General features: G+C 66.8%; 23 protein-coding genes and 1 tRNA gene. 18 read left to right on the forward strand and 6 right to left on the reverse strand.

Annotation, left to right across the window (positions count from 1 at the left end; all coding sequences use genetic code 11):
• Window positions 1-17 precede the first annotated feature (17 nt).
• Both ML539_RS02645 and ML539_RS02650 read left to right on the forward strand, forming a co-directional pair.
• Window positions 18-1958: a protein kinase gene (locus ML539_RS02645; protein WP_243320376.1), complete on the forward strand. Its 1941-nt coding sequence runs from the start codon at window positions 18-20 to the stop codon at window positions 1956-1958.
• 87 nt (window positions 1959-2045) lie between these two features.
• Window positions 2046-2276, forward strand: coding sequence for a hypothetical protein (locus tag ML539_RS02650; RefSeq protein WP_243288001.1), 231 nt, complete (start codon window positions 2046-2048; stop codon window positions 2274-2276).
• A gap of 45 nt (window positions 2277-2321) precedes the next feature.
• On the opposite strand, the gene ML539_RS02655 is transcribed toward ML539_RS02650, so the two are convergent.
• Genes ML539_RS02655 through asd form a run of 3 tightly spaced genes read right to left on the reverse strand, consistent with a single transcriptional unit; the run spans window position 2322 to window position 4176 of the window.
• The gene (locus tag ML539_RS02655) at window positions 2322-2576 is read right to left on the reverse strand and encodes a hypothetical protein (RefSeq protein ID WP_243320378.1); all 255 of its coding nucleotides are present in this window, start codon (window positions 2574-2576) and stop codon (window positions 2322-2324) included.
• A complete protein-coding gene (scpB, locus tag ML539_RS02660; RefSeq protein ID WP_243320380.1) occupies window positions 2573-3247 on the reverse strand; it encodes an SMC-Scp complex subunit ScpB in 675 nt (224 codons plus the stop codon). The genes ML539_RS02655 and scpB overlap by 4 nt, the downstream gene beginning before the upstream one ends.
• Window positions 3244-4176: an archaetidylserine decarboxylase gene (asd, locus tag ML539_RS02665; RefSeq protein ID WP_243320382.1), complete on the reverse strand. Its 933-nt coding sequence runs from the start codon at window positions 4174-4176 to the stop codon at window positions 3244-3246. The genes scpB and asd overlap by 4 nt, the downstream gene beginning before the upstream one ends.
• 41 nt (window positions 4177-4217) lie before the next feature.
• On the opposite strand from asd, the gene ML539_RS02670 reads away from it, so the two are divergent.
• The 4 genes from ML539_RS02670 (at window position 4218) to ML539_RS02685 (ending at window position 7556) form a co-directional block, all read left to right on the forward strand.
• A complete protein-coding gene (locus ML539_RS02670; RefSeq protein WP_243320385.1) occupies window positions 4218-4877 on the forward strand; it encodes a hypothetical protein in 660 nt (219 codons plus the stop codon).
• 38 nt (window positions 4878-4915) lie between these two features.
• On the forward strand, window positions 4916-5461 hold the full coding sequence (locus tag ML539_RS02675) for a HutD family protein (protein WP_243320386.1): 546 nt from the start codon (window positions 4916-4918) through the stop codon (window positions 5459-5461).
• Between the two features lie 59 nt (window positions 5462-5520).
• On the forward strand, window positions 5521-6669 hold the full coding sequence (locus ML539_RS02680; protein ID WP_243320388.1) for an ABC transporter substrate-binding protein: 1149 nt from the start codon (window positions 5521-5523) through the stop codon (window positions 6667-6669).
• Window positions 6670-6767: 98 nt separating this feature from the next.
• The gene (locus tag ML539_RS02685) at window positions 6768-7556 is read left to right on the forward strand and encodes a sulfite exporter TauE/SafE family protein (RefSeq protein WP_243320390.1); all 789 of its coding nucleotides are present in this window, start codon (window positions 6768-6770) and stop codon (window positions 7554-7556) included.
• Here ML539_RS02685 and mobB read toward each other — a convergent pair.
• The 3 genes from mobB to ML539_RS02700 all read right to left on the reverse strand — a co-directional run bounded on the left by mobB (window position 7544) and on the right by ML539_RS02700 (window position 10174).
• The gene (gene mobB, locus ML539_RS02690) at window positions 7544-8059 is read right to left on the reverse strand and encodes a molybdopterin-guanine dinucleotide biosynthesis protein B (RefSeq protein ID WP_347710737.1); all 516 of its coding nucleotides are present in this window, start codon (window positions 8057-8059) and stop codon (window positions 7544-7546) included. The genes ML539_RS02685 and mobB overlap by 13 nt on opposite strands.
• Before the next feature lie 499 nt (window positions 8060-8558).
• A tRNA-Ser gene (locus tag ML539_RS02695) sits at window positions 8559-8649 on the reverse strand.
• 76 nt (window positions 8650-8725) lie between these two features.
• On the reverse strand, window positions 8726-10174 hold the full coding sequence (locus ML539_RS02700; protein WP_243320394.1) for an aminoacyl-histidine dipeptidase: 1449 nt from the start codon (window positions 10172-10174) through the stop codon (window positions 8726-8728).
• A gap of 198 nt (window positions 10175-10372) precedes the next feature.
• Here ML539_RS02700 and ML539_RS02705 point away from each other — a divergent pair, with 198 nt between their 5' ends.
• From ML539_RS02705 to ML539_RS02760, 12 genes are all read left to right on the forward strand, one after another.
• Complete coding sequence (locus ML539_RS02705) at window positions 10373-10903, forward strand: RDD family protein (protein WP_243320396.1); 531 nt, start codon at window positions 10373-10375, stop codon at window positions 10901-10903.
• Window positions 10904-10905: 2 nt separating this feature from the next.
• Window positions 10906-11592: an RDD family protein gene (locus ML539_RS02710; RefSeq protein ID WP_243320398.1), complete on the forward strand. Its 687-nt coding sequence runs from the start codon at window positions 10906-10908 to the stop codon at window positions 11590-11592.
• On the forward strand, window positions 11589-12536 hold the full coding sequence (locus tag ML539_RS02715) for a stage II sporulation protein M (RefSeq protein WP_243320400.1): 948 nt from the start codon (window positions 11589-11591) through the stop codon (window positions 12534-12536). The genes ML539_RS02710 and ML539_RS02715 overlap by 4 nt, the downstream gene beginning before the upstream one ends.
• A complete protein-coding gene (locus tag ML539_RS02720; RefSeq protein ID WP_243320401.1) occupies window positions 12533-14137 on the forward strand; it encodes a DUF4129 domain-containing protein in 1605 nt (534 codons plus the stop codon). Before ML539_RS02715 ends, ML539_RS02720 begins: the two co-directional genes overlap by 4 nt.
• Complete coding sequence (locus ML539_RS02725; protein ID WP_243320403.1) at window positions 14134-15294, forward strand: DUF4350 domain-containing protein; 1161 nt, start codon at window positions 14134-14136, stop codon at window positions 15292-15294. Before ML539_RS02720 ends, ML539_RS02725 begins: the two co-directional genes overlap by 4 nt.
• 31 nt (window positions 15295-15325) lie before the next feature.
• Window positions 15326-16315 (forward strand): MoxR family ATPase, encoded by a 990-nt coding sequence (locus ML539_RS02730; protein ID WP_243320404.1) that lies wholly within the window; start codon window positions 15326-15328, stop codon window positions 16313-16315.
• A complete protein-coding gene (locus ML539_RS02735; protein ID WP_243320406.1) occupies window positions 16312-17631 on the forward strand; it encodes a DUF58 domain-containing protein in 1320 nt (439 codons plus the stop codon). Before ML539_RS02730 ends, ML539_RS02735 begins: the two co-directional genes overlap by 4 nt.
• A 466-nt stretch (window positions 17632-18097) precedes the next feature.
• Window positions 18098-19444, forward strand: coding sequence for a site-specific integrase (locus tag ML539_RS02740; RefSeq protein ID WP_243320408.1), 1347 nt, complete (start codon window positions 18098-18100; stop codon window positions 19442-19444).
• 42 nt (window positions 19445-19486) lie between these two features.
• Window positions 19487-20107, forward strand: a complete 621-nt coding sequence (locus ML539_RS02745) for a hypothetical protein (protein ID WP_243320410.1) — start codon at window positions 19487-19489, stop codon at window positions 20105-20107.
• A gap of 968 nt (window positions 20108-21075) precedes the next feature.
• A complete protein-coding gene (locus tag ML539_RS02750; protein ID WP_243320412.1) occupies window positions 21076-21279 on the forward strand; it encodes a helix-turn-helix domain-containing protein in 204 nt (67 codons plus the stop codon).
• Window positions 21280-21345: 66 nt separating this feature from the next.
• A complete protein-coding gene (locus tag ML539_RS02755; RefSeq protein ID WP_243320414.1) occupies window positions 21346-22134 on the forward strand; it encodes a hypothetical protein in 789 nt (262 codons plus the stop codon).
• Window positions 22127-22876, forward strand: a complete 750-nt coding sequence (locus tag ML539_RS02760) for a hypothetical protein (protein ID WP_243320417.1) — start codon at window positions 22127-22129, stop codon at window positions 22874-22876. Before ML539_RS02755 ends, ML539_RS02760 begins: the two co-directional genes overlap by 8 nt.
• Window positions 22877-22947: the final 71 nt, after the last annotated feature.

Consider the following 22947-nt stretch of genomic DNA (forward strand, 5'->3'; position numbering starts at 1 on the left):
CTTCTTCACGGAACCCCATGCCGCGCCCCCTTCTGCTCATCGTGGACGGCGAGTCCCTGCGGACTCCCGGCCTGGTCTCCGCGATGGAGGGCGACGGCTGGGAAGTCCGATGGATCCGCCACGACGGGACTGCGGCCTTCCTCGAGGGCGGCCAGGACCCGGACCTTCTGCTGCTGGACTCGGCGGCCCCCGGGGGAACGGATGGCGACCTGGTCCAGCATCTGCGCACCAGGAATCCACGGCTGCCGGTGCTGGTGCTGACTGAAGGCTCTGGAAGCGGCGACAAGGCCGAGGCCGGGGTGCAGGAATACCTGGAACGGACCCGGCCCGACGGCGAGATCGCCGCCATCCTCCGCCGCTACCGCCCGGAGGTCGCCAAGCTCACGACGAGCGACATCTTCGGTGACCTGCTGGCCGACCTGGAGGTGGGGCCGGGACCGGCTTCCCCGATTGCGGAAGCGAAGGCCCAGACGGCCCACCCCCCTCTCAGCGCCGCGGAGATCTTCGGCCGCGTCATCGAAGAGGTGGAGGCCCCGCCGGAACCGGTCCAGGGGAGGAACCTGGTGCGGGTGGTCCCGGCCATGGCCTCGGCGGCAGGCGCTTCCCGGCCCGCGGTTCCAGCCGACGGCCCGCTGGGGCCGTCGGAGTTCACGCTGAGCGGCATCTCTGGCGTCCATGATCCCTTCGCCTGGTCCGGCGGTCCGGCGGGCGCCCTTGAGGCTCCTCCGACGCAGGAAGCCACACCGGCGGTCACGGGAACGCCCGAGGTCCTGGAGGAGTACGGGAACTACTTCCTGCTGGAGAAGATCGCCATCGGCGGCATGGCGGAACTGTTCAAAGCCCAGCAGCGGGGCGTGCAGGGCTTCCAGAAGATCGTGGCCATCAAGCGCATCCTGCCGCACTTCAGCGACAACGAGGACTTCGTGACGATGTTCATCGACGAGGCCAAGCTGGCGGCCCAGCTGACCCATCCGAACATCGCGCAGATCTTCGACCTGGGGAAGGCCGGGAACTCCTACTACATCGCCATGGAGTACGTGAACGGCCGAGACCTCCGGACGCTGCTCCGGAAGGTGCGGGAATGCGGCCACCCCTTCCCCGAACAGGTGGCGGCCTTCGTGGTGATGAAGGTGGCTGCGGCCCTGGACTACGCCCACCGGAAGCGGGGATTCGACGACCGGGAGCTGAAGCTGGTCCACCGTGACATCAGCCCGCAGAACGTGATCCTCTCCACCGACGGCGCGGTGAAGCTGGTGGATTTCGGCATCGCCAAGGCGGCCAGCAAGGCCAGCCACACCGTGGCCGGGGCGCTCAAGGGCAAGCTGCTCTACATGAGCCCGGAGCAGGCCACGGGCCAGGTTCTCGACAACCGCTCGGACCTCTATTCCCTCGGGCTGGTGCTCTTCGAACTGCTCACGGGCGAGCGCTGCTTCCAGGCGGATTCGGAGCTGGGCGTCCTCGAGAAGGTGCGGCTCGGCCGGGTGTCCGACCTGCACACGCTGAATCCGAACGTGTCGAAGGAGATGGTGGCCATCGTGAACCGGGCGCTCCAGAAGAGCGTCGATCACCGCTATCCTTCGGCCCGCTTCATGGAGCGCGATCTGCGCGACTACCTCCAGCAGCAGGGGCCGCCCATCACCGAGCACGATGTCGCGGAGTACATGCAGGTCCTGCTCAACGGTCCCCTCGAGCGCCTGGAAAGCCTCCTGGCGACGCGTTTCCCGCGCCCCGCCGGCGCCACGAGCGGCATTCAGCAGGTCCTGGGCCTCAAGACGGAGACCGCCGTCCGGATGGCCCCGGCCCCTGGGGCCGGCGAGTCGTTCGAACCTGTCCTGGAGCCCCTTGAGGCCCTCGAACCCATCGAAGAGATGCCCTCCCGGCCCCGCTGGATGCTGCCGGTGATCCTGGGGCTCGCAGTGATCCTGGTGATCCTGCTGGCCATCGCCCGCTGGTCCTGAGCCGCCGGTCCTGAGCCGGTGGCCCCAGACCCTGGACCTGGATAAGATCAGCTTTTCCGAACAGCCTTGAAGCCCCCGGGAGTACCCATGGATCTGAGCCAGGATCAGAAGGCCTTTTACGAGACCACCCGCGAGCGCTGCCGCTCCGAGGTGTCCCAGATCAACAACACCATCGCCTCCGAAGTGCAGCGCGTGAAAGATCTGCTCACCAGCCTGAGCAACCGCAAGACCGCCGTGCTTCAGATGTACGGCGCGGCCTGCGAAGTGCTGGGCGAAGAGAACGACCTCGCCGAAGAGTCCATCGACATCGAGTTCTAGCTGTCAGCTCTCAGTTACTGACAGCTGATGGCCGATGGCTGACAGCTATCCATGAATCCGCATCAGGGGGGCTGCGCACTTCTGGCAGTTACTCTGGTGCGGCGGGTTCTTCTTCCCGCAGTGGCTGCACACGAGGGTCTGGGCCCGCTTGCGGCGCCAGATGCGCAGGTAGAGGACGCCGAGCAGCACGATCAGCAGGCAGCCCTTCTGCCAGGACTGGAGCACGAAGCCCGTGGGGCTTTCGACCTTCTTCGGGCTCTCCGGATGCTCCTGGAGGCTGAGGGTGGTGGGCTGGCTCATGATTCGGCCCCTTCGTCCGGCAATTCCTCGATCATCTCCATGGCCCCTTCGCCGAAGAGGCCGTCCTCGGGGAGCGGGGGCTCCAGCGAGGCCAGGGCCTGGGCCTCCAGGCGGGCCTCCCCGAAGTCCTCCAGCTGCGGCAGGTCGTGCAGGCTCTTCAGGCCGAAGTGCAGCAGAAAGGCCTGGGTGGTGGCGTACATCATGGGCCGGCCCACCACGGGCTTGCGACCCGCGGGCGTGATGAGCTGGCGCTCCATGAGGCTCTTCACCTGGTTGGCGCTGCTGGTGACGCCGCGGATGGCGTTCAGCTCGGTGATGGTGACAGGCTGGCGGTAGGCGATGATGGCCAGGGCCTCGATCTGCGCCGGCGTGAGCTTGCCGCTGCGGGTGGTCGTCACCAGCCGGGCGACCATCTCCTTGTAGAGCGGGCTGGTGGCCATGCGCCAGCCGCCGCCGACCTCCAGGAGGCGCAGGCCGCTGGAGCCGCATAGCCGTTCCTGCAGCTTCTCGATGCCCTGCTGGAGGGCGCCGTCGCCCAGGCCCGTCAGCTCGCGCAGCCGCGCCAAGTCGAGCACTTCTCCCGCGGCGGTGAACAGGGCCTCCAGGGCGCCCGGCAGATCGCCGCCCTCCTCCCAGAGGGGGTCCTGATGGAAGAGGTCGGATTCGCTCACCGATAGGCTCCCAATCGCTGTCCCACCTTCACGGCCCCGTCCGTGCGGAGAGGTGCCCAATCCTTGGCTTTGGGACCGCCCACGAGCAGCACCACGGTGGAACCGAACTCGAAGGTGCCAAGGTCCTCGCCCGGCGCGCAGGGCAGCAGGTTCACGGGGAATCCGCCATCCCTCGGCAGGGTCCGGCCCCCGAGCCAGCGGTCGTCGATGACCACGCCGCCCACGTGGGTGGCGCCCACCAGCACCGCGGCCACCTCCAGCCCCTCGCAGGTCCCGGCGCCCAGGGCCGTCCACACGGCCCGGCGGTTGCGTTCGTAGAGTCGCGGCACGCTGGCCGTGCTGGCGTCGTTCACGGGCCAGAGCTCGCCTTCCACGCGGCTGACGGCCGTGACCCGGCCCTCCAGCGGCACGTGGATGCGATGGTAGTCCCTGGGCGAAAGGTAGAGCGTGAGGTAGTGGCCGCCCTCGAAGCGCTCCGCGCCGCGCTCGTGCTTCAGGAGCTCCGCCACGCGGTAGGTGAGGCCCTTGGCCTGGATGGCCGTGCCGGAGGCGATGGGGCCGCCGGCGATGATGCGGGCGTCCACGGGGCTGTTCAGGAATCCGGGAACGGCCGCATCCTGGGGCCGGAGGCCCGGCTTCAGGCGCCGCGTGAACAGGGCCTGGAGGCTGGGATAGCCCGCCAGGGGCCGCTCGGCCTCCGCCAGGTCGATGCCATAGTGGCCCGCGAAACGCCCCAGCAGGGGCTCGCGCCAGGAGGCCGGCAGGGTGCGCGTGGCCGCCCAGCCGACGACCTTCGATCCCAGCTTCTTGGGATAGAGGCCCAGGATCCGCAGGGACAAGGGCCCCGGCGTCCAGACGAGTACGTAGACCGCCCAGACCAGGACGAGGACAAGCGCCAGGCGCGCCGGTGGGGGCCATGAGAGGTGCATGCCCCAAGGATACCCCGGCATCCCTTGGTCCTGGAGGGGCGGTGTCCCACAATCGTTCCATGGGTTCCGAGGCCGCCATGCCGATCGCGCTGTCCCTGCTGTGGGCGGCCTATGGCGCCCTCCACTCCCTGCTGGCGTCCACGGGCTTCAAGCGGGTCGTGGCGGCGCGATTCCCGCGTGGGATGCCCGGCTACCGATTGGCCTACAACCTGGTCGCCGCCCTGGCCCTCCTCCCGATCCTGTGGGTCCTGGCGCGCCATCCTGGGCCTTGGGTCTGGCGCTGGCACGGACCCCTGGCCTGGGTCATGAACGGCGCGGCCCTCCTGGCCGCGGGGCTGCTGCTGTCCGGTTCCGGCTACGATCTGGCGGAATTCCTCGGCCTCCGCCAGCTGCAGGAGGGGCGAACGGCAGGCGAGGACGCGGAGCCTTTTCGCATCTCCACCCTCCATCGCTTCGTGCGTCACCCCTGGTATAGCCTGTCGCTGGTGATCCTGTGGACGCGGGACATGAGCCTGTCGCTCCTGGTCTCGGCCCTGTGGATCACCGCCTACATCGTTCTCGGCGCCCGGCTGGAGGAGCGGAAGCTCCTTGCGCGGTTCGGGCCCGCCTACCGGGACTACCTGTCGCGGGTGCCCGGGCTCGTGCCCCGGCCCTGGAAGACCCTGAGCCGGGACGAGGCCCGCCGCCTGGGCGGGCCGTGATGGCCTGGCGGCGGACTCGCCCCTCGGAAGGGCGCCTCGTGCCCTGGAAGAACGGCGGGGGAACCACGCTGGAACTGGCGGTGGAGCCACCGGATGGCTCGCTGGCCACGGGTTTCCGCTGGCGCCTCAGCTCCGCGGAGGTGGCCTCTTCCGGACCCTTCTCCGCGTTCCCTGGCCTCGAGCGGTGGCTGTGGCTGCTGGACGGTCCCGGCTTCGACATCGACTTCGGCGCCCGGGGGCGGGCGGACCTCCACGCTCCCCTGGTCCCGCTGCGCTTCCTGGGGGAGTGGTCTGCGGACGCCACCCTGCTCGATGGGCCGTCGGTGGATCTCAACCTGATGGTGGACCCGGCGATGTACCGGGTGGTGACGGACACCCTTCGCCTGGAGACCTCCCAGGTGGTGGTTCCCGGCGGAGGGACGACGCTGCTGCTCGTCGCCCGGGGCACGGTGGCGGTGCCCGCACTGGGGCTGCACCTGGGCCGAAGGCACCTGCTCCGCCTGGAGGGGGAATCAGAGGCCTTGCCCCTGGCCCCGGGCCTGGGCGGGGCCTCCGTCATTCGGATCGACCTCAACCTCATCTGACTGCCGCGTCCGTGGTAGGGTGGCACCCACCAAACCAACCCATTCTGTCGGAGGTGCCCATGACCAAGAGGATCTTGTCCTCGCTGATGGCGTTCGGACTCGCCCTGCAGGCGCAGACGCCCGTGAAGATCGGCGTCATCAACTGCGCCACGGGCACCCAGGCGCCCATCGGCGAATACATGAGCAACGGCTACAAGCTGGCCATGGAGGATCTCCAGAAGAAGGGCATCAAGGTCGAGCTGGTCACCGAGGACGACACCGGCAAGCCCCAGGTCTCCATGTCGGCCATGGAAAAGCTGGTGACCCGCGACCGCGTGGCCGCCGTGGTGGGACCCTACAGCTCCGCCTGCGCCAACGCCGTGTCCAAGCTGGCCGAGAAGTACAGGGTGCCCCTCCTGGTGCCCGTGGCATCGAAAGAAGACATCACCCGGCAGAACCAGAAGTATGTCTTCCGCCTCAGCGCCACCACCGAGGACTACGCCTCCATCCTCATCTCCATGGCCCAGAAACTGGGCAAGCCCAAGACCATGGCCATCCTGAACGAGAACACCGACTTCGGCACCTCCGGCGCGAAGTCCGCCAAGGCCTACGCCGCCCAGGTGGGCATCCAGGTGGTGATGGAGGAGGCCTATGCCGCAGGCTCCCCCGACTACCGCTCCACCCTCGCCAAGGTCAAGGCGGCCAAGCCCGATCTCGTCTTCATGGTGTCCTACGTGGCCGACGGCATCCTGCTCATGCGCCAGGCGCGCGAGGTGGGCCTCCAGCCCCAGGCCTTCCTGGGCGCGGGCGCGGGCTTCGCGTCCTCCGAGTTCGCGCGGGAGCAGGCCATCTCCCACGGGGTGTTCTCCAGCACCCAGTGGACGACCGACGTGAACTGGCCTGGCGCCAAGGACTTCGGGGCGCGGTACAAGGCCAAGTTCGGCAAGGCCGAGGTGCCCTACCATGCCGCCAATGCCTATGCCTCGATGATGGTCATGGCGGAGACCGCCGCCAAGGTGGGCGGCGACCGCGAGAAGCTGCGCGCCGAGCTGCGCGGCGGCCACTGGGACGGCATCATGGGCGACGTCCGGTTCATCGACTACAGCGGCTACACGAACCAGAACAAGCACCAGATGCTGGTGGAGCAGATCCAGAACGGCAAGCACGAAACGGTGTGGCCCCCCCAGTACGCCACGAAGAAACCAATCTATCCATTCAAGTGGAAGTGACCGCCGCTTGAGGCGTCCCCAGAGCCTGTCGCACACCTCTTTCCACCGGTCCCAGGGAGTGTGTGACAGGCCCTGTGGCGCCTGTCATCTTGGGATGTATGCACATCGGACACGCGCTCACCGTCATGGCCGCCGCCTTCGCCGCCGGCGCCATCAATTCCATCGCGGGAGGCGGGACGCTGGTGTCCTTCCCCTCGCTGCTGGGCATCGGACTCACGGGCCAGCAGGCCAATGTGACGAGCACGCTGGCCCTCTGGCCGGGATCCATCGGCGGGTTCTGGGGCCACCGCGAGGATCTGGTCGGCATCCGGGAATTCACCCTCCGGCTGATGCCGCCCTCCCTGCTGGGCGGCGCGCTGGGCGCCTGGCTCATGCTGGTCACGCCCCAGAAGGTCTTCGACAACCTCGTGCCCTGGCTGATCCTGGTGGCCACGATCCTGCTGGCGGCCAATGATCCCGTCAACAAGCTCCTGAAGAAGATGGGAAGCCACGACCGCACGCCAGGCTGGTGGGTGTTCGCCATGATCTTCCAGTTCATCGTGGGCATCTACGGCGGCTACTTCGGCGCGGGTATCGGCATCCTCATGCTGGCGGCGCTGAGCCTCCTGGGCCTCACGGACATCCACCAGATGAACGGGCTGAAGAACCTGCTGGCCCTGTGCATCAACGGCATCGCCATCTTCGCCTTCCTGGCGATGGAGTTCCTGCGGCACCCGGGCAACGTCCAGTGGACCCTGGTCGGCATCATGGCCGTCGCCGCGGGCCTGGGTGGTCTCTTCGGCTCCCACATGGCCCATCGTGTCGGCCGAAAGACCGTGCGCGTCGGCGTCGTGTCCATCGGCTTCATCCTCTCGGCCTGGTACTTCTACAAGCACTACATGGCCTGAGGAGGCGTCCGCAGGCCCGTGTGGGCGAGGATGAACTCGGCGACCGCGGACGGATCGTTCAGGTCCAGCACCGGGATCCTCAGCCCGGGCAACGGGCGGTCGCTGGCCACGGCCACGATTCCTGGATCCTCGGGGCAGAGCAGGGGCTTGCCTTCGGACTCCCGGTGGATCTCCAGCTTGGGGTGCAAGTGGGTCTTGAAGCCCTCGATGAGGAGCAGGTCCACGGGCGTCATGCGCTCGATCAGGGACTCGATGCTGGGCTCGGGCTCGTCCCTGGATTCGTGCATCAGCACCCAGCGCGAGGAGGTCACCACCAGCACCTCCGAGGCGCCGGCCTCCCGGTGCCGGAACGAGTCCTTTCCCGGCTTGTCCACGTCGAAGCGGTGGTGCGCGTGCTTCATGGTCGAGACCTTCAGCCCGGACTTCCTGAGAAGCGGCAGCACCTCGACCACCAGGCTGGTCTTCCCGCTGCCGCTCCAGCCGACGATGCCCATGACCTTCATGGCGAGGCCCTCCGGTTCCATGATGGCGCGTTCGAGGTGGGGGATTCTGTGAATTCGGATCCCCCACGCTCCGCCGCATATGCGCGCCCCACCGGAGGTGGAGGCGGAACGATTCTGGGGGATCCGCTCCGGGGCCACCACTGTGCGGCGTCCCCTCCGGCCGCACGAATCGCTGGCACGGCCCTGACCGCCTCCGGCTGTCCACTGGACAGCCTCCGGCGGGGCCTACCTGCCAGCGATTCTGTGACTTCGAATCCCCCACGCTCCGCCAAAAAACGTGCGCCCCGCCGTAGGGCGAGGTGGGACGATCCTGGGGGATTCCCTCCGGGGCCACCGCTGTGCGGCGTCCCCTCCGGCCGCACGAATCGCTGGCACGGCCCTGATCGCCTCCGGCTGTCCACTGGACAGCCTCCGGCGGGGCCTACCTGCCAGCGATTCTGTGACTTCGAATCCCCCACTCTCCGCCAAAAAACGTGCGCCCCGCTTCGCGGGGCGCTTCTGGCGGAGAGTGGGGGATTCGAACCCCCGAACGGCTTTTGACCGTTACACGATTTCCAATCGTGCTCCTTCAGCCACTCGGACAACTCTCCCGTGGCTCCGCTGATGGGCGGAAGCAGCAAGGTTATCATGGCCCCCGGCTTGAGCCAAGGGCCATGAATGGCCGGGTTACACGGTCTCGAGGACGGCGACGAGCAGCTTCCAGAAGTTGCCCACGGAAGGCACGCTCACGTGCTCGTCGGGGGTATGGACGTCCCACATGCTGGGGCCGAAGGACACCATCTCCATCTCGGTGTACTTCTCGCCGATGAGGCCGCACTCCAGGCCGGCGTGGATGGCCATGATCTCCAGGGGCTTGCCGAAGACCTTCTGGTTGGTCTCGTTGACGATCTTCACCAGCGAGGCCTTGGGTTCGGGCTTCCAGCCCGGGTAGCCGCCGGTGACGTGGGACTCGAAGCCGCCCAGGGCGCAGGTGGCCGCGATGCGCTCGGAGAGGGCGGTTTTCGACGCGTTGATGGAGCTGCGGGTGAGGAGGTTCACTTCCACCTCGTTCTCGCGGGTCTCGATCACGCCCATGTTGGTGGAGGTCTGGACGAGGCCGGGGATGTCCGGGCTCATGGCCTCGACGCCGTGGGGCAGGGCCAGCAGTAGGCGGATCAGGGCCTCGGTGTCGGCGCTGGACATGGCCTGGGTGCCTTCCCCGGCTTCGAGGGCCAGGTGCAGGCCCGGGTCGAAGGCGCCGAGAGCCGCCCGCCAGTGGGCCTCGTGGGCCGCCAGAGCGGTCCTGAAGGCCTGCTCCTGGGCAGGATCCAGGAAGATCTGGGCCGAGGCTTCGCGGGGAATGGCGTTGCGCTTGTTGCCGCCCTTGATGCCGGCCAGGGCGAAGCTGAAGTCCGCCTTCAGGGCGCCCAGGATCTGGGCGAGGATGCGGATGGCATTGCCGCGCCCGGCGTGGATGTCGATGCCCGAGTGGCCGCCCTTGAGGCCGAAGACCTTCAGGCGGTAGGCGCGGGCGCCCGCGGGCGGCGCCGTGCGGGTGAGCTTGCGGGTGGCGATGGTGTCCTCGCCGCCGGCGCAGCCGATGGTGAGGTAGCCCTCCTCCTCGCTGTCGAGGTTGAGGAGGTACTTGGCCTTGAGACGGCCGGGCTGGAGGCCGTTGGCGCCGGTCAGGCCCGTCTCTTCGTCGATGGTGATGAGGACTTCCAGGGGGCCGTGGGCGATGTCCTTGCTGGCGAGGACGGCCAGGGCGGCGCTCACGCCGATGCCGTTGTCGGCGCCGAGGGTGGTGCCGGTGGCGCGGAGGAGGTCGCCGTCACGGCGGACCTTGATGGGATCCTTGAGGAAGTCGTGGCCCGTGCCCTCGTTCTGCTCGCAGACCATGTCCACATGGGCCTGGAGGCAGGTGGCGGGCCGGCCTTCCTTCCCGGGGGTGGCCTTCTTGCGGATGATGACGTTGCCGACCTCGTCGCGCTCCACCTCGCAGCCCAGGGCCTTGGCCTGGTCGGCCACCCAGGCCGCGGCCGCGGCTTCGTTCTTGGATCCGCGGGGGATCTCCGACAGCCCCAGGAAGTAGGACCAGATCGTCTTCGGTTCGAGGGATTCGAGCAACGCGTCCACAGAGCCTCCAAGGGGTGCCCACCCAGAGTACAGGTGGCCTCCACCGGTCCCCCGTGACGGCGGTCACTTCACGGGCGCCTCCCTGGGCCGGCTCCGGATCGGAAAGGCCAGGCCGGATTCCGCGCAACACAGGCTGTTTTGGCAGGCGTTTGCCGGGGATATTGGATAGCCTAAGGAATCCCTCCAAGCGAGCGCGCCATGACCGAATTCAATCCGTACGAGGCTCCGTCCGCGGTCGTCGCGGATCTTGTCGATCCGGAAACCCAGGAGCTCGCCGACCGCGGCACGCGTCTCGGCGCCAAGCTCCTGGACGGCCTCATCATGGGCGGCGGATTCGCCGTCATCGGGATCCTGGCCGCCATCTTCATTCCCGCCTTCCTGTCCCGGCGAACCGGCGGTGCGCCCCCCACCGCGTTCTTCATCGTGTTCGCCGTGCTGGGGGGAGGCCTGCTCCTGGCCCTGATGATCTGGAACCTCATCTGGCTCAGCCGCTACGGGCAGACCATCGCCAAGCGCATCCTCCGCATCCGGATCGTCCGGAGCGATGGCGAGCCTGTGGGCATGGGACGGCTGCTGGGGCTGCGGATCATCCTCATGTGGGTGCTCGAGTCGATTCCCTTGCTGGGACCCTTGTTCTCGCTGGTCAACGCCTGCTTCATCTTCCGGGATGACCGGCGCTGCATCCACGACCTCATCGCCGACACGATCGTGGTCAAGGTGGCCGACTAGCCTTGCCGCCCGTCGACACCGTCCGGACCATCGAGACACCCGAGGGCATCGAGCTGCACCTCCGTCCGGCGGGCCCTGTGGCCCGCTTCTGGGCCTTTTTCGTGGACCAGGCCGTGGTGTGGATGGGCCTGATGTTCGCCGGGATCGCCCTCGCCTTCCTGGGGCCGCTGGGGCTGGGGCTCTGGTTCATCCTGGTCTTCCTGGCCCAGTGGCTCTACCCGGTCTTCTTCGAGGTCCTGGGGGGCGGCCGCACCCTCGGCAAGCGCTGGCTGAACCTGCGGGTCCTGCGGACGGATGGGCGTCCCATCGGCTGGGGGCCCAGCCTCATCCGGAACCTGCTGCGGGTCGTGGACGGCCTGCCTGGGGCCTACACGGTCGGCCTGGTGAGCATCCTCCTCACACGGGACTTCCAGCGCATCGGCGACATCGTGGCCGGCACCCTCGTGGTGCACGAGGAGGCCGGCGCCCAGGCCCCGGTCCTTCCGGCGGCCGAGCCCCTGGCGCCCGCCCTGGCGCTCACCCTCGAGGAGCAGTCGGCGATCCTCGCGTTCGCCGAGCGGAGCGCGGGCCTGACGGCGTCCCGGAGCGAGGAGCTCGCGGACGTGCTGGGCCCCCTCACGGGCAGCCGGGGGGCGGGTGGCGTCAGGGCCGTGCTCGGCATGGCCCGCTACCTGTGGGGCGGCCGATGAGGCAGCAGCGCTTCGAGCAGGAGAACCGGCCTCTCTGGGAGGATCTGCGAGGCTGGCTCGACGAGCGGGCCACCCTGGGCGCGGAGGAGGTTCCCTCGGCCTATCGCCGGCTCTGCCACCACCTGTCCGTGGCGCGGGAGCGCCAGTACAGCCCGGCCCTCGTCGAGCGGCTGCAGCAGCTCGCCCTCCGCCTCCACCAGCGGATCTACGGCGAGCGCGGCGAGGGGGTTCCGGCGGCGCTCCGCTTCCTCTGGGGCGAACTGCCCCGGCAGGTGCGGGCGGAGTGGCGGCTGGTGGCCGTGTCGAGCCTGCTGTTCTTCGGCCCCTGGATCGCGGCCTTCCTGGTCGTGCGGGCCCAGCCCAACCTCGTGCACCTGATGCTGAGCCCCGGTGAGGCGGCCAAGTACGTGCAGATGTACGATCCGAAAACCCCCGTCGCCGGCGCCATGGGCGCCACCCGCGACGTCATGATGTTCGGCTTCTACATCCTCAACAACATCGGCATCGACTTCCAGACCTTCGCCTCGGGGCTGCTGGCCGGAATCGGCCCCCTCTTCTTCCTGCCCTTCAACGGCCTCCACGGGGGCACGGTGATGGCCCACCTCACCAACCAGGGCCTGACCGCCACCTTCTACGGCTTCATCAGCGGCCACAGCTCCTTCGAGCTGATGGGGGCCGTGCTCAGCGGGGCGGGGGGCCTGCGGATGGGCTTCGCCCTGATGCATCCGGGGCGGCGGTCCCGCCTCGCGGCCTTGCGGGAGGGCGCCCGGCAGGGCTCCCGCCTCCTCTTCGGCGCCATCGCGCTCACCTTCCTGGCCGCCTGCTTCGAGGGGTTCTGGTCCGCGAACACCCTCGTGCCCTGGAAGGTCAAGGTGGGCGTGGGGATCCTGTTCTGGATCCTCCTCGCCTCGTGGTTCGTGCTGGCCGGGCGGAGGCACGAATGAAGCCGGGCGCCATGGGCTTCATTCCCCGAACACGCGCCGCCATGGAGGCGGCGGATCTCGGCCTGAGCCTCCTCCAGGCCCACTGGCGGCCAGTGGCGAGGGTGTGGGGACTGCAGCTGGGCTTCCTCCTGGCGCTGCTCCTGCCCTTCCTGTACCAGACGCCCCTCTGGATCTTCGTGGTGCTCTGGTGGCTGAAACCCTGGCTGGACCGGGGCGTCCTGTTCGTCCTCAGCCGGGCGGTGTTCGGCCAGCCCGCCTCCGTGTGGGACTTCCTGGGGGAGTGGCGGAGCGTCCACCGGCGGGGGCTGGTGGCGGGCCTGCTCTGGCGGCGCCTCTCGCCCATGCGCAGCTACGTCCTGCCCGTCTCCCAGCTGGAGGGGCTCCGGGGCGCCGGGTACCGCCACCGGGCCCGGGTGCTCACCCGGAAGGGCGGCGGCACGGGCTTCCTCCTCACCTGCTCGGGCTGGGCCTTCACCCTCCTCACCGCGGTGGGGTTCATCGCCCTGCTCCAGGCCATGATGCCCGCGGGAAGCCGGGTGCAGGTGTGGGATGGGTTCAACAACCCGGGGCTGGGCTTCCAGTGGTTCCTGCTGGGCGTCGGACTGCTGGCGCTCACCCTGACGGAGCCCCTCTTCGTGGCGGGGGGCTTCGGCCTCTACCTCAACCGCCGGACCCACCTGGAGGGATGGGACCTGGAGCTGGCCTTCCGGCGTCTGGCCGCCCGCCTGGCCACTCCCCTGGCCCTGGCGCTGCTTCTGGCCTGGGCCTTGCCCCTGGCTGCCCAGGCGCCCATCCCGGAACCGGTCGCCCAGGCGCCGGCTCCCGAGGCGTCCGAAGCCGCGCCGCAGGCCACTCCGCAATCCGACCCGCCATCCGGGCCGCAACCAGCGCCCCGGCCGGCCGAAGGCCCGCTCCGACCCGACGATGAGGCGCACCGGCGGGCCCAGCGGATCCTCGAGCAGGATCCCGCCTTCAAGCACACGAAGGAGGTCCGCACCCTGAGCTACGAGCCCACCGGCCGCGAACCCCGGTGGCTCCGGAGCCTCCTCGACTACTTCTTCGTGAAAGAAGAGCCGGCCCAGCCCGCGAAGCCCCAGAACCTCGATTTCCTGAAGCGCATGTGGGACCTGCTGGCGCTCGCGGGCAAGGTGGTGCTGGTGGGGGGCCTGCTCGCCTTCGTCCTCTGGCTGGTGTACCGGTTTCGCCACAGGCTGGGCCTGCCCCTCGTCGAGGCGAAGGCCTGGGAGGCGCCCGAGGCCGTCGCCGGCCTGGACATCCGCCCCGAGAGCCTTCCGCCCGATGTGCCCGAAGCGGCCCGAAACCTGTTTCTCCGGGGTGAAGCCCGGGCGGCCCTGGCCCTTCTCTACCGGGGCGCCCTGGCCGAGCTCGTGCATCGCCGGGCCATGGAGATCCCCGCCAGCGCCACGGAAGGGGACTGCCTGAGGGCGGCCGAGGGCCACCTCGAGGAGGGCCCGGCAAGCGCGTTCCACCTGCTGACCGCCACCTGGCAGCGGCTGGCCTACAAGAACGAAGCCCCGACCCGCGATGCGTTCGAGGCCCTCTGCGATGGCTGGCCCGCGGCCTTCGGGGGAAGGCCATGAAGGCGGCCGGCCGCGTCCTGCTCGGGCTCCTCGCGCTCCTGGTGGCCGGCGGGCTCGTCATCGCCTGGATGAGCCGCCATTCCTTCCGGCGCGTCCCGAAGGAGATCGAGGTGGGGCTCCGTGGAGAGGCCCTGGAGAATCCCACCCTGCTGCTCCAGACGTGGCTGGAGGCCGGGGGCAGGCCGGTGGTCCGCAAGGGCGGGGAGCTCCTGGCGTCCGAGCTGCCGGAACGTGGCGTGCTCATCCTCCTGCAGCTCAGCCAGCCCATGACCCCCGCGGAAATCGAGGCCGTGCTGGCCTGGGTCCAGCGCGGCGGGCACCTGCTGACCGATGGCACGGCCGGGCCCTTCAACGACGCCCGCGGCCTGGCGGCCTTCCACAAGGCCATCGGGGTCACCCTCCGGGACGCGAGCCCCGACGGCCTCGATATCCTGGCGCCGGGCCAGCAGATCGGCACCGACACGTTCCACAAGGGCGAAGTGCCCTACCGGCTGCGGCGGACCGCCCGCTGGCGCCTGGTGCCTGATCACCCGGAGGCCTGGGACTACACCCTGGGCCATGAGGGCCAGTACGTGCTGCTCACGCGGGAGGAGGGCCAGGGACGCCTCTCCCTCACCCCGGACCTGAACTTCGTCTACCGGCGCTCTCTGGCAGACCTCGACCACGCCGCCTACCTGGAGCGGCTCCTCGCGCTCCAGCCGGGCCAGGGGACGGTGGTGGTCTGGTCCCGTCCCGTCGAGCTCTCCCTCTTTACCTGGCTGTGGTCCCACGCCAAGGAGCCCATGCTGGCCCTGCTCCTCCTGGTCGCAGCCTGGGCCTGGCGGGGCTGGCCGCGCTTCGGGCCGCTGCTGCCGGAGCCCCTGCCCCGGCGCCGCTCTCTGCTGGAGCATCTGGCCGCCAGCGCGCGGCTGGTGTGGCGGGGCGGGGCGGGTGAGGTCCTGGTGGCCCGGACCCGGGAGGCCCTCGTGAAGCAGGCGCAGCGGCGGAATCCCGCCTTCGGCTCCCTGGACCTCGGGGCGAAGGCCGAGTGGCTGGCCCAGGCCACGGGCGCCAATCCCGACGCCATCGGCGCCGCCCTCGATGACCGGCCCGGCGCCTCCACCCATCAGCTCGCCCAGGATCTGGTCACGCTCGAACGGCTCCGCCAGCGCCTCTGAACCGCCTTCCCCTTCCATCCCAGGATTCCCCATGACGACGCCCTCCGCCTCCCCCGATCCCGCCCGCATTTCCTGGGCCGCCGAACAGACCGAAGCCCTCCGGACCGAGATCCACCGTGCCCTGGTCGGCCAGGGACCCGTGGTGGATCAGGTGCTGGCTGCCTTCCTCGCCGGCGGGCACGTCCTGTTGGAAGGTGTTCCCGGCCTGGGCAAGACGCTCCTGGTGAGAGCCCTGGCCACGACCTTCCAGGGAGCCTTCGCGCGCATCCAGTTCACGCCGGACCTCATGCCGAGCGATGTGACCGGCCACGCCATGTGGGACATGAAGAGCGAGCAGTTCCACCTGCGGCGGGGACCAGTCTTCACGAACCTCCTCCTGGCGGACGAGGTGAACCGCGCCCCGGCCAAGACCCAGGCAGCCCTGCTGGAGGTCATGCAGGAGCAGCAAGTGAGCCTGGAGGGCCGCACCCTGCCCGTGGAGGCCCCCTTCATGGTGCTGGCGACACAGAATCCCATCGAGCAGGAGGGGACCTACCCGCTGCCCGAGGCCCAGCTGGACCGCTTCCTGCTCAAGGTCAGGATGGACTATCCGGAAGCCGGGGAAGAGGTCGCCCTGGTCCGCCAGGTCACCACCGGTGCGGTCGGCGACGCCCTCCGCGTGGATGGCGTGCGCCCGCTCATGGCGGCGGCCGAGGTGCTGGAGCTGCAGCGCCTGGCGGCCACGGTCCGCGTGGATGACGCGGTCCTGGACTACGCGGTCCGCATCGTCAGGGCCACCCGGCAATGGCCGGGCATCGCCCTCGGCGCCGGTCCCCGCGGCGCCATCGCCCTGGTGCGCACGGCCCGCGCCCAGGCCCTGCTCGAAGGCCGCGACTTCGCCACGCCGGACGACGTGAAGGCCATGGCGCTCCCGGCGCTCCGCCACCGCATCCAGCGCAGCCCCGAGACGGAGATCGAGGGGCTCGGCTCCGACGATCTCCTCCTGGCCCTCCTGGCCAAGGTCCCGGCCCCCCGCGCATGATCCCCACCCTCCGCCTGCTGCGCCTGCTGGGCGCCTGGACCCTGCTGGGGCTGGCCGCCTCGGTGTGGGCGCGGGTGATGCCCGCGTGGCGGGCCGCCGGCTGGATCCTGCTCGCCGCCCTGTCCATCGACCTCATCCTCTCCCTCTGGCCCAAGGGACTGACCGGCGAGCGGGAGGTGCCCGGGAGCCTCGCCCTGGGCGAGTGGCGGGAGGTGCGGCTGCGGCTGCGGAATCCTTCTCCCTTCAGGCTCCAGGTCGAATGGTTCGATCATCACCCGTCAGATTTCGAAAGCCGGGGATTGCCCTCGCACCATGCGCTTCCGGCGCGCGGGTTCCTCGACCAGGCCTACCAGGTCCGTCCCGCCGCCCGCGGCCGCCGGAATTTCGGTCCCATCCAGGTGCGCGTCACCACCGGCCTGGGCCTCTGGGCGCGGACGCTGAAGCTGCCGGCCGCCTTCCCCGTGAAGGTGTTCCCGAACTTTGCCGCCGTGGCCCGATACGCGCTCCTGGCCACGGACCAGCGGCTGTCCATGCTCGGCATCCTGAAGCGCCCCCGGCGCGGCGAAGGGCTGGATTTCCACCAGCTGCGGGAGTACCGCCAGGGCGACACCATCCGGCAGGTGGACTGGAAGGCCAGCGCCCGCAGCCGGAAGCTCATCTGCCGCGAGTACCAGGACGAGCGGGACCAGCAGGTGGTCTTCCTGCTGGACTGCGGGCGCCGCATGAGCCCGCTGGACCGCCTGGATGGCCGGGAGCTGGGGCACTTCGACCAGGCCCTCAACGCACTGTTCCTGCTGGGCTACGTGGCCCTCAAGCAGGGGGACGCGGTGGGCGTGGCCACCTTCGCGGAGGACCGTCCGCGCACCGTGGCGCCCCACAAGAGCCTCGCCACCCTCGAGCGGCTCTTCCAGGAACTCTTCGATGTGCAGCCCACCACCCATGCCCCGGACTACCTCGCGGCGGCCGAGACCTTCCTGCGCCAGTTCCGGAAGCGGAGCCTCGTCATCCTGCTGACCAACCTCCGGGACGAGGAGGACGCCACCCTGCTGCCCGCCCTGGACCTCCTCCGCAGCCGCCACCTGGTGCTGCTCGCGAACCTCCGGGAAGGCGTGGTCGACGAGTTCCTCTCCCAGCCCGTGACCGGCTTCGAGGCCGCCCTCGACCATGCGGTGGCCCACGACTACATGGCCCGGCGCGGAACGCTCTTCCAGCACGTCCTCCACGGCGGCACCCGCGTCCTGGACGTAACCCCCGCCAAGCTCCCCACCGCCCTCGTCAACCGCTACCTGGAACTGAAGGCTAGCGGCGCGTTCTGAGATCAGAGGAGCTTCGGCAGCGGTTCTGCGGGTTCGAATCCCTCTCTCTCCGCCACTGAAGCCGCCGAAAGGCGGCTTCTCCGTGGCGGGGAGAGAGCGATTCGAAGTCACTGAATCGCTGGCAGGTAGCCGTAGGCCTCGACAGCCCGGGGGGCTGTCGAGGCCGTAAAGCGGCGTGCCAGCGATTCGTGCGGCCGGAGGGGACACGGCGCAGCCGTGGCCCCGGAGGGAATCCCGGAGCTTGATTCATCTCGCCGTTCGGCGGAGCACGATCAGGCGGCGGAGAGAGAGTCCGCCGAACCAATACTCCACGGGATTCCACTGGGTTCAACCTAGGATTAGGCAATTGAAGCAAAAAATGTAGTTTCATCAAAAATAATTCTACAAAGTCCCATTGCGTTCCGTCCCAGCCGGACCTATTGTATGGGTATAGGCATGGGTATGCACCCTGATTTGGAGAGCCGACATGGGGCGTGGAAGAGATCTCCTCAGTGCCGTCGAGGTGGCCAATTCAAAGCTGAAGCCTTCGCAGAAGAGGCGGTATCTGGTTGATGGCGGCGGTCTGTACCTGATGATCACTCGCAGGGCTCAGGGGAGCGCAGACAAGAAGGCGAGAACACCCGCCAATCAGGTCTCTAAGAGTTGGTGCTTCCGGTATCGGAGCCGAGTCACAAAAAAGCCCGTTGAGCTTGGTCTAGGGCCCCTTGCTGATGTGCCCATGGCTAGGGCCAGGGTGAAGGCCGCCGAGCTGCGTGGAATGCTCGCCGAGGGTATTGATCCAAAGACGGAGATCGAGAAAAAGCGGGCGGGGCTGAAGGCCGAGGCCGCGAAGGTCATGACATTCGACCAGGCGACAAAGGGGTGTATCCAGGACCGGAAGGGTGGATGGAAGAACGAGAAACACCTAGCCCAGTGGGAGAACACCCTTGAGACCTATGCGAGCCCCGTCATCGGACCGCTGGACGTGGCCATCATCGACCTCGCGCTGGTGAAGAAGGTGCTGGATCCGATCTGGACCACAAAGCCGGAAACCGCGTCTAGAGTCCGCCAGCGAATCGAGGCCGTGTTGGCCTGGGCCACCGTTCATGGCCGCCGGAAAGGCCCCAACCCGGCCCAGTGGAAGAACAATCTGGATCAGATCCTTCCCCCAACTTCAAAGGTGAAGAAGAAGAAGAATCATCCTGCGCTTCCCTACCAGCAGATTGGCGCATTCACGGCTGAATTGAGGACTCAGCACGGGGCGGGCGCTAAGGCTTTGGAGTTCCTCATCCTTACGGCCTCAAGGACCAACGAAACCCTTGGAGCCGATCCGAAGGAGTTCAACCTCGACCGCGCTATCTGGACAATCCCGGCGGAGCGCATGAAGGCGGAGAAGGAGCACACGGTTCCCCTCTGCCCCCGGGCGGTGGAGATCGTGAGGGGCCTTATCAGCGAAAGGCACAACCGAATCTTCTGCAATTCTGATGGTGAGGCGCTCTCGGACGCGGTGATGCTGCGAGTCATCTGGCGCATGAATCAGAAGAGGGCCGCCGAAGGGAAAGATGCCTGGCAGGACTCAAAGGGACAGAAGGCTGTGCCCCATGGGTTCAGGTCAACTTTCCGTGATTGGGCTGGCGAGTGCTCCAACTTCCCAAGGGAGGTCATCGAAAATGCCCTTGCCCACCAGTTGAAGGACAAAGCCGAGGCCGCGTACTCGCGTGGCACACAGCTGGCGAAGCGGAAGTTGCTCATGAATTCGTGGGCAGCCTACTGTGCCAAGCCAAGCGAGCCGCAATCTGAAAACGTCATCCCGATCCGTGCTGAGGTCGGATAACTCAACCCGCAGGGCCGTGCCCTGCACTCTCATGGAGCCAACATGGCCCGGAGTCCCGAATCAAAAGTTCCTACCGCTCCCACTAACAATAGTGATTTTGTCACCGTTCCAAGGTCAGCCCTTCAAGCCCTGGCCGAGTGGGCTTACCCAGTGATTGGTGCTGACCGCGTCTGGGCCAAGCTCCCCCCTAAGCACCCTCGCTGGACCTCCTGGAATATCGATGACGATTTGTTTGAGCAACTCTTGCGAGAGCGGATGGCCTTCCTTAAGGGGATTTTTTGGAAGGCCGAACAAGAGGCCGCCCGGAGAGAACGGGCCATGGATCCGATCCGAGACCTTGGCCATTGCCCGTCACTGGAAACATTTATGGAGTGTGTGGCGGAAATGGATGATCCGAACTGGGACAAGCCCCTGGCTCCCAAGGAAGTGACCAAACGGAAAAAAGAAATTAGGGCCAAGCGGGCAGAGGAGGCCAGGGTTAAGAATGCCTTTGAACATCCCACCCCCGAGAAAATAGTCGGGACTATGACTCTCCTGGCTGACACATCTGTATCTGTCATCAAGAAAAACCTGGCTAGTGATGACCCAGAGATTCAAGCCAAGGCACAGGAAGAGATCCCACGCTTGGTGGCGGAACTGGGCAAGCTGGCAACGGCCTCTTAAGATTCAAACAGGCGCGGCTAGGGTAGCTCCCGAACGCTGGTCCCACACCAGTTGCCGCGCCTCCTTTGTGGGGCATCGGTGGGGTGCTGAGTGGTAAAACCAAAAGTAAAGCGCAGAGACATTCCATCTGGTTACGTATGGGAGCAGATGTGGGCGTGGTCCGGAATTTACATGAATCAAATGAACGGGTTGAACCAAACTGCACTGGTAGAACTGGCTGCTTGGTTTCAGAAATACGGATTCGATAAAGAAGACTCTAGGTTGTTCGCAGAAGCGCTATCTTCTAGGCACCGACACAACCTCCGGGAGTGGGGCAATGGCCCCCGGAACGCCGAAATCCGCAAGGAACTAGGGGAGCTTGGGAAAGCCGTAGAACAATTCAAGACAGCACTAGAAAAACTATCTGTTCCCGTTCGGGCGAAACTAAGCGCTGAATTATTCCGACGTGCACCCGACCCGCCTGAATTGAAAGGGTTCATGGTTTCGTCCCAAACCAATGTGAGTAAGGTCGCCACTCTATTCCTTCACCCCGCCTCCATTCGGGCGCTCGAGTTAATCGAAGGTTCCGCTAGCGAGGTGGTCTCCGGGACACCGAAGGATCGTGGGGGGAAGAGGTCCGGCCCCTGCGATGTTGATGGTACGGAAGCAAAACGCAGTCTGATTGTGGAACTCCGCTCAATACTCCAGGTTCTATCCCTGCCTATCAGCTCATCAAAGCGTGGTCCGCTTTCAGAGTGTTTTGAGTTGATTCATTGGGCAGCAAGCGGGGACAGGTCTCCTGGATTGGCCGACGATTATGCGGAACTTGCTCCAACTACCGAGCGCCAAATCCCTATATTTTGAAAGGCATTATCCCCTTACCTTGGCAAATTTGCTTAGGTAACCGGGGTTAGAAAACGGCTTCTCTGGGACCACCTTGGATGACATGGGATTGGATTGACCATCCCAACAGCCCAAGGAGATCCAAGATGGAAGCCACCAAACCCGACACCCTCAAGGGTGCATTTACTGTTCCCGAGTTCGCCGCGTGGGCCGGTATCAGCAGGACCAGGGCCTTTGCTGAGATCAAGGCATTGCGGCTTTTCCCCCGCAAGTGCGGCAGGGCTACGCTGGTGCCCCGGGACGAGGCGGAGCGATGGCTTCAGGGGCTTCCCCTTCGCCAGGCCTCCTGAAATGGCCGATAGGCGCAAAGCTGCCGGGAGACTTCAAGAGGGTCTCCCAACCATGGGGGAGGACTGATGCCCCGGGTGTGGTCGATGAGGTTCAACTCAGATGGTTTTAACCACGCCTACGCAGGGCTGGACACCGATGAGGAGAAGGCCCAATTCGTGACTGGCTTCTACCGGGGAACCAACGGAGTCCCACTCAAGGAGGGTCAGCCTTCGCCAATGCTTACCGGCCATGCCTTCGGTCTGAAGATGCGCGAGGAAGCGGAAGCATCCCTGGCCCAGGCCGCCATCAATGGTGCCAAGAGGGGAAAAGGGAAAGGCACCCAGGAGGACCCCTCTAGGGTGCCTGGAGGGGAGCTTGAGGGTGCCTCGGGTGAGGCTCCAGGGTCCACAGAGGGTCCTGGTTTAAGGTTTAAGGTTCAAGGATTCCCTGACCAGGAAAAGCCTGTACTTAGGTTGGAACCAGTACCCTCTCCAGCGCCCAAACCTTCCAAGGATCCGATTCTCCGAGATGCCTGTGACCAGTGCCAGGCCGCCTGGAACAAGGCATTGGCCCCCCTTGGCTTTGGTGAATGCCTGAAGCTGGCAGATTCCACAGACAGATCAAGGGAGATCCAGAAACGCCTAAAGGCTGATCCTGATTTCGTGGAGACGTTCCAGAAGGCCGTGGCCCAGATTGCAAGCGATCCCTACTGGAAGGGGAAAGGTGGCTACATCTCAATTGACTACCTCTTGCGACCAGGCAAGGCACAGGAATTCGCCGAGAAACCGATAGCAGGAAAGGCTGGGCAAGGACCTGCACACAGGGCCGAGGTAGACAGCGGGTGGGATTTCCCAGAGCGGGTGATCCATGCCTGAGGTCTGCCAGATCCCCGAGCATCAGGACGCCATTCACCAGGGCGCGTGCTGGAAGTGTGGAGAGGTGATCCGGCGTGCTGAGGCGGTGGCTGAATTCCGGAAGATCCGAGAAGACTGGATTCTCGAACGGCTTCGGGCCGATGGAAACGGGATGCAGCGGAGGGAAGCCACTGCCGACCTCACCAAGATCCCCCGCCCCATTTTGGAGGCCATTCCCAATCAGCTTCTTGATGGACATTTGAATGTTGGGTTCGGGGTAGGTGGAAATACTGGTGTCGGCAAAACCCAAGCTATTGCTGCCGCCATCGTCCATGCCCTGGTTCAGTACTCGGAGCGGGTAATTGTGCCGTCCATCCGGCGGCAAGCGGAGGATGGAAAACCCTTTCCTAGGGTGCGCTGGTCAAGTTGGCCCGATGAGGTTCATTGGCTCCGATCCCATGCGCTCCGCGGTGCCGAGGATCGTGTTGAATACCTCGCCGGGGCGGATCTTCTGGTCCTGGATGACCTCGGACGAGAGCGGATCAAGGGCGACTATTCGCAGGACTATGGCGCGTCCCACCTCGATTTCATCGTCAACAGTCGGTATCGGGCCGAACTCCCGATCATCTGGACCTCGAACGTTCGCCAGGCGGACCTGGTTGGGCTTTATGGGGCGGCCATGGTGCGCCGCTTGATCGAGCCAAACCCCTTTACCTGGATCGAAGGCCTAAAACCGTTTCATCTCTCGCAGAGGGCTTCATGACCCCCAAGAAACTGCCTTCCGCAGGACTCAAGCGCGGGGCTTCATTACCTCTCCAGTTCCGGAAGCCCGAT

It is taken from the genome of Geothrix sp. SG200, from assembly GCF_022808935.1.
Classification (GTDB): domain Bacteria; phylum Acidobacteriota; class Holophagae; order Holophagales; family Holophagaceae; genus Geothrix; species Geothrix alkalitolerans.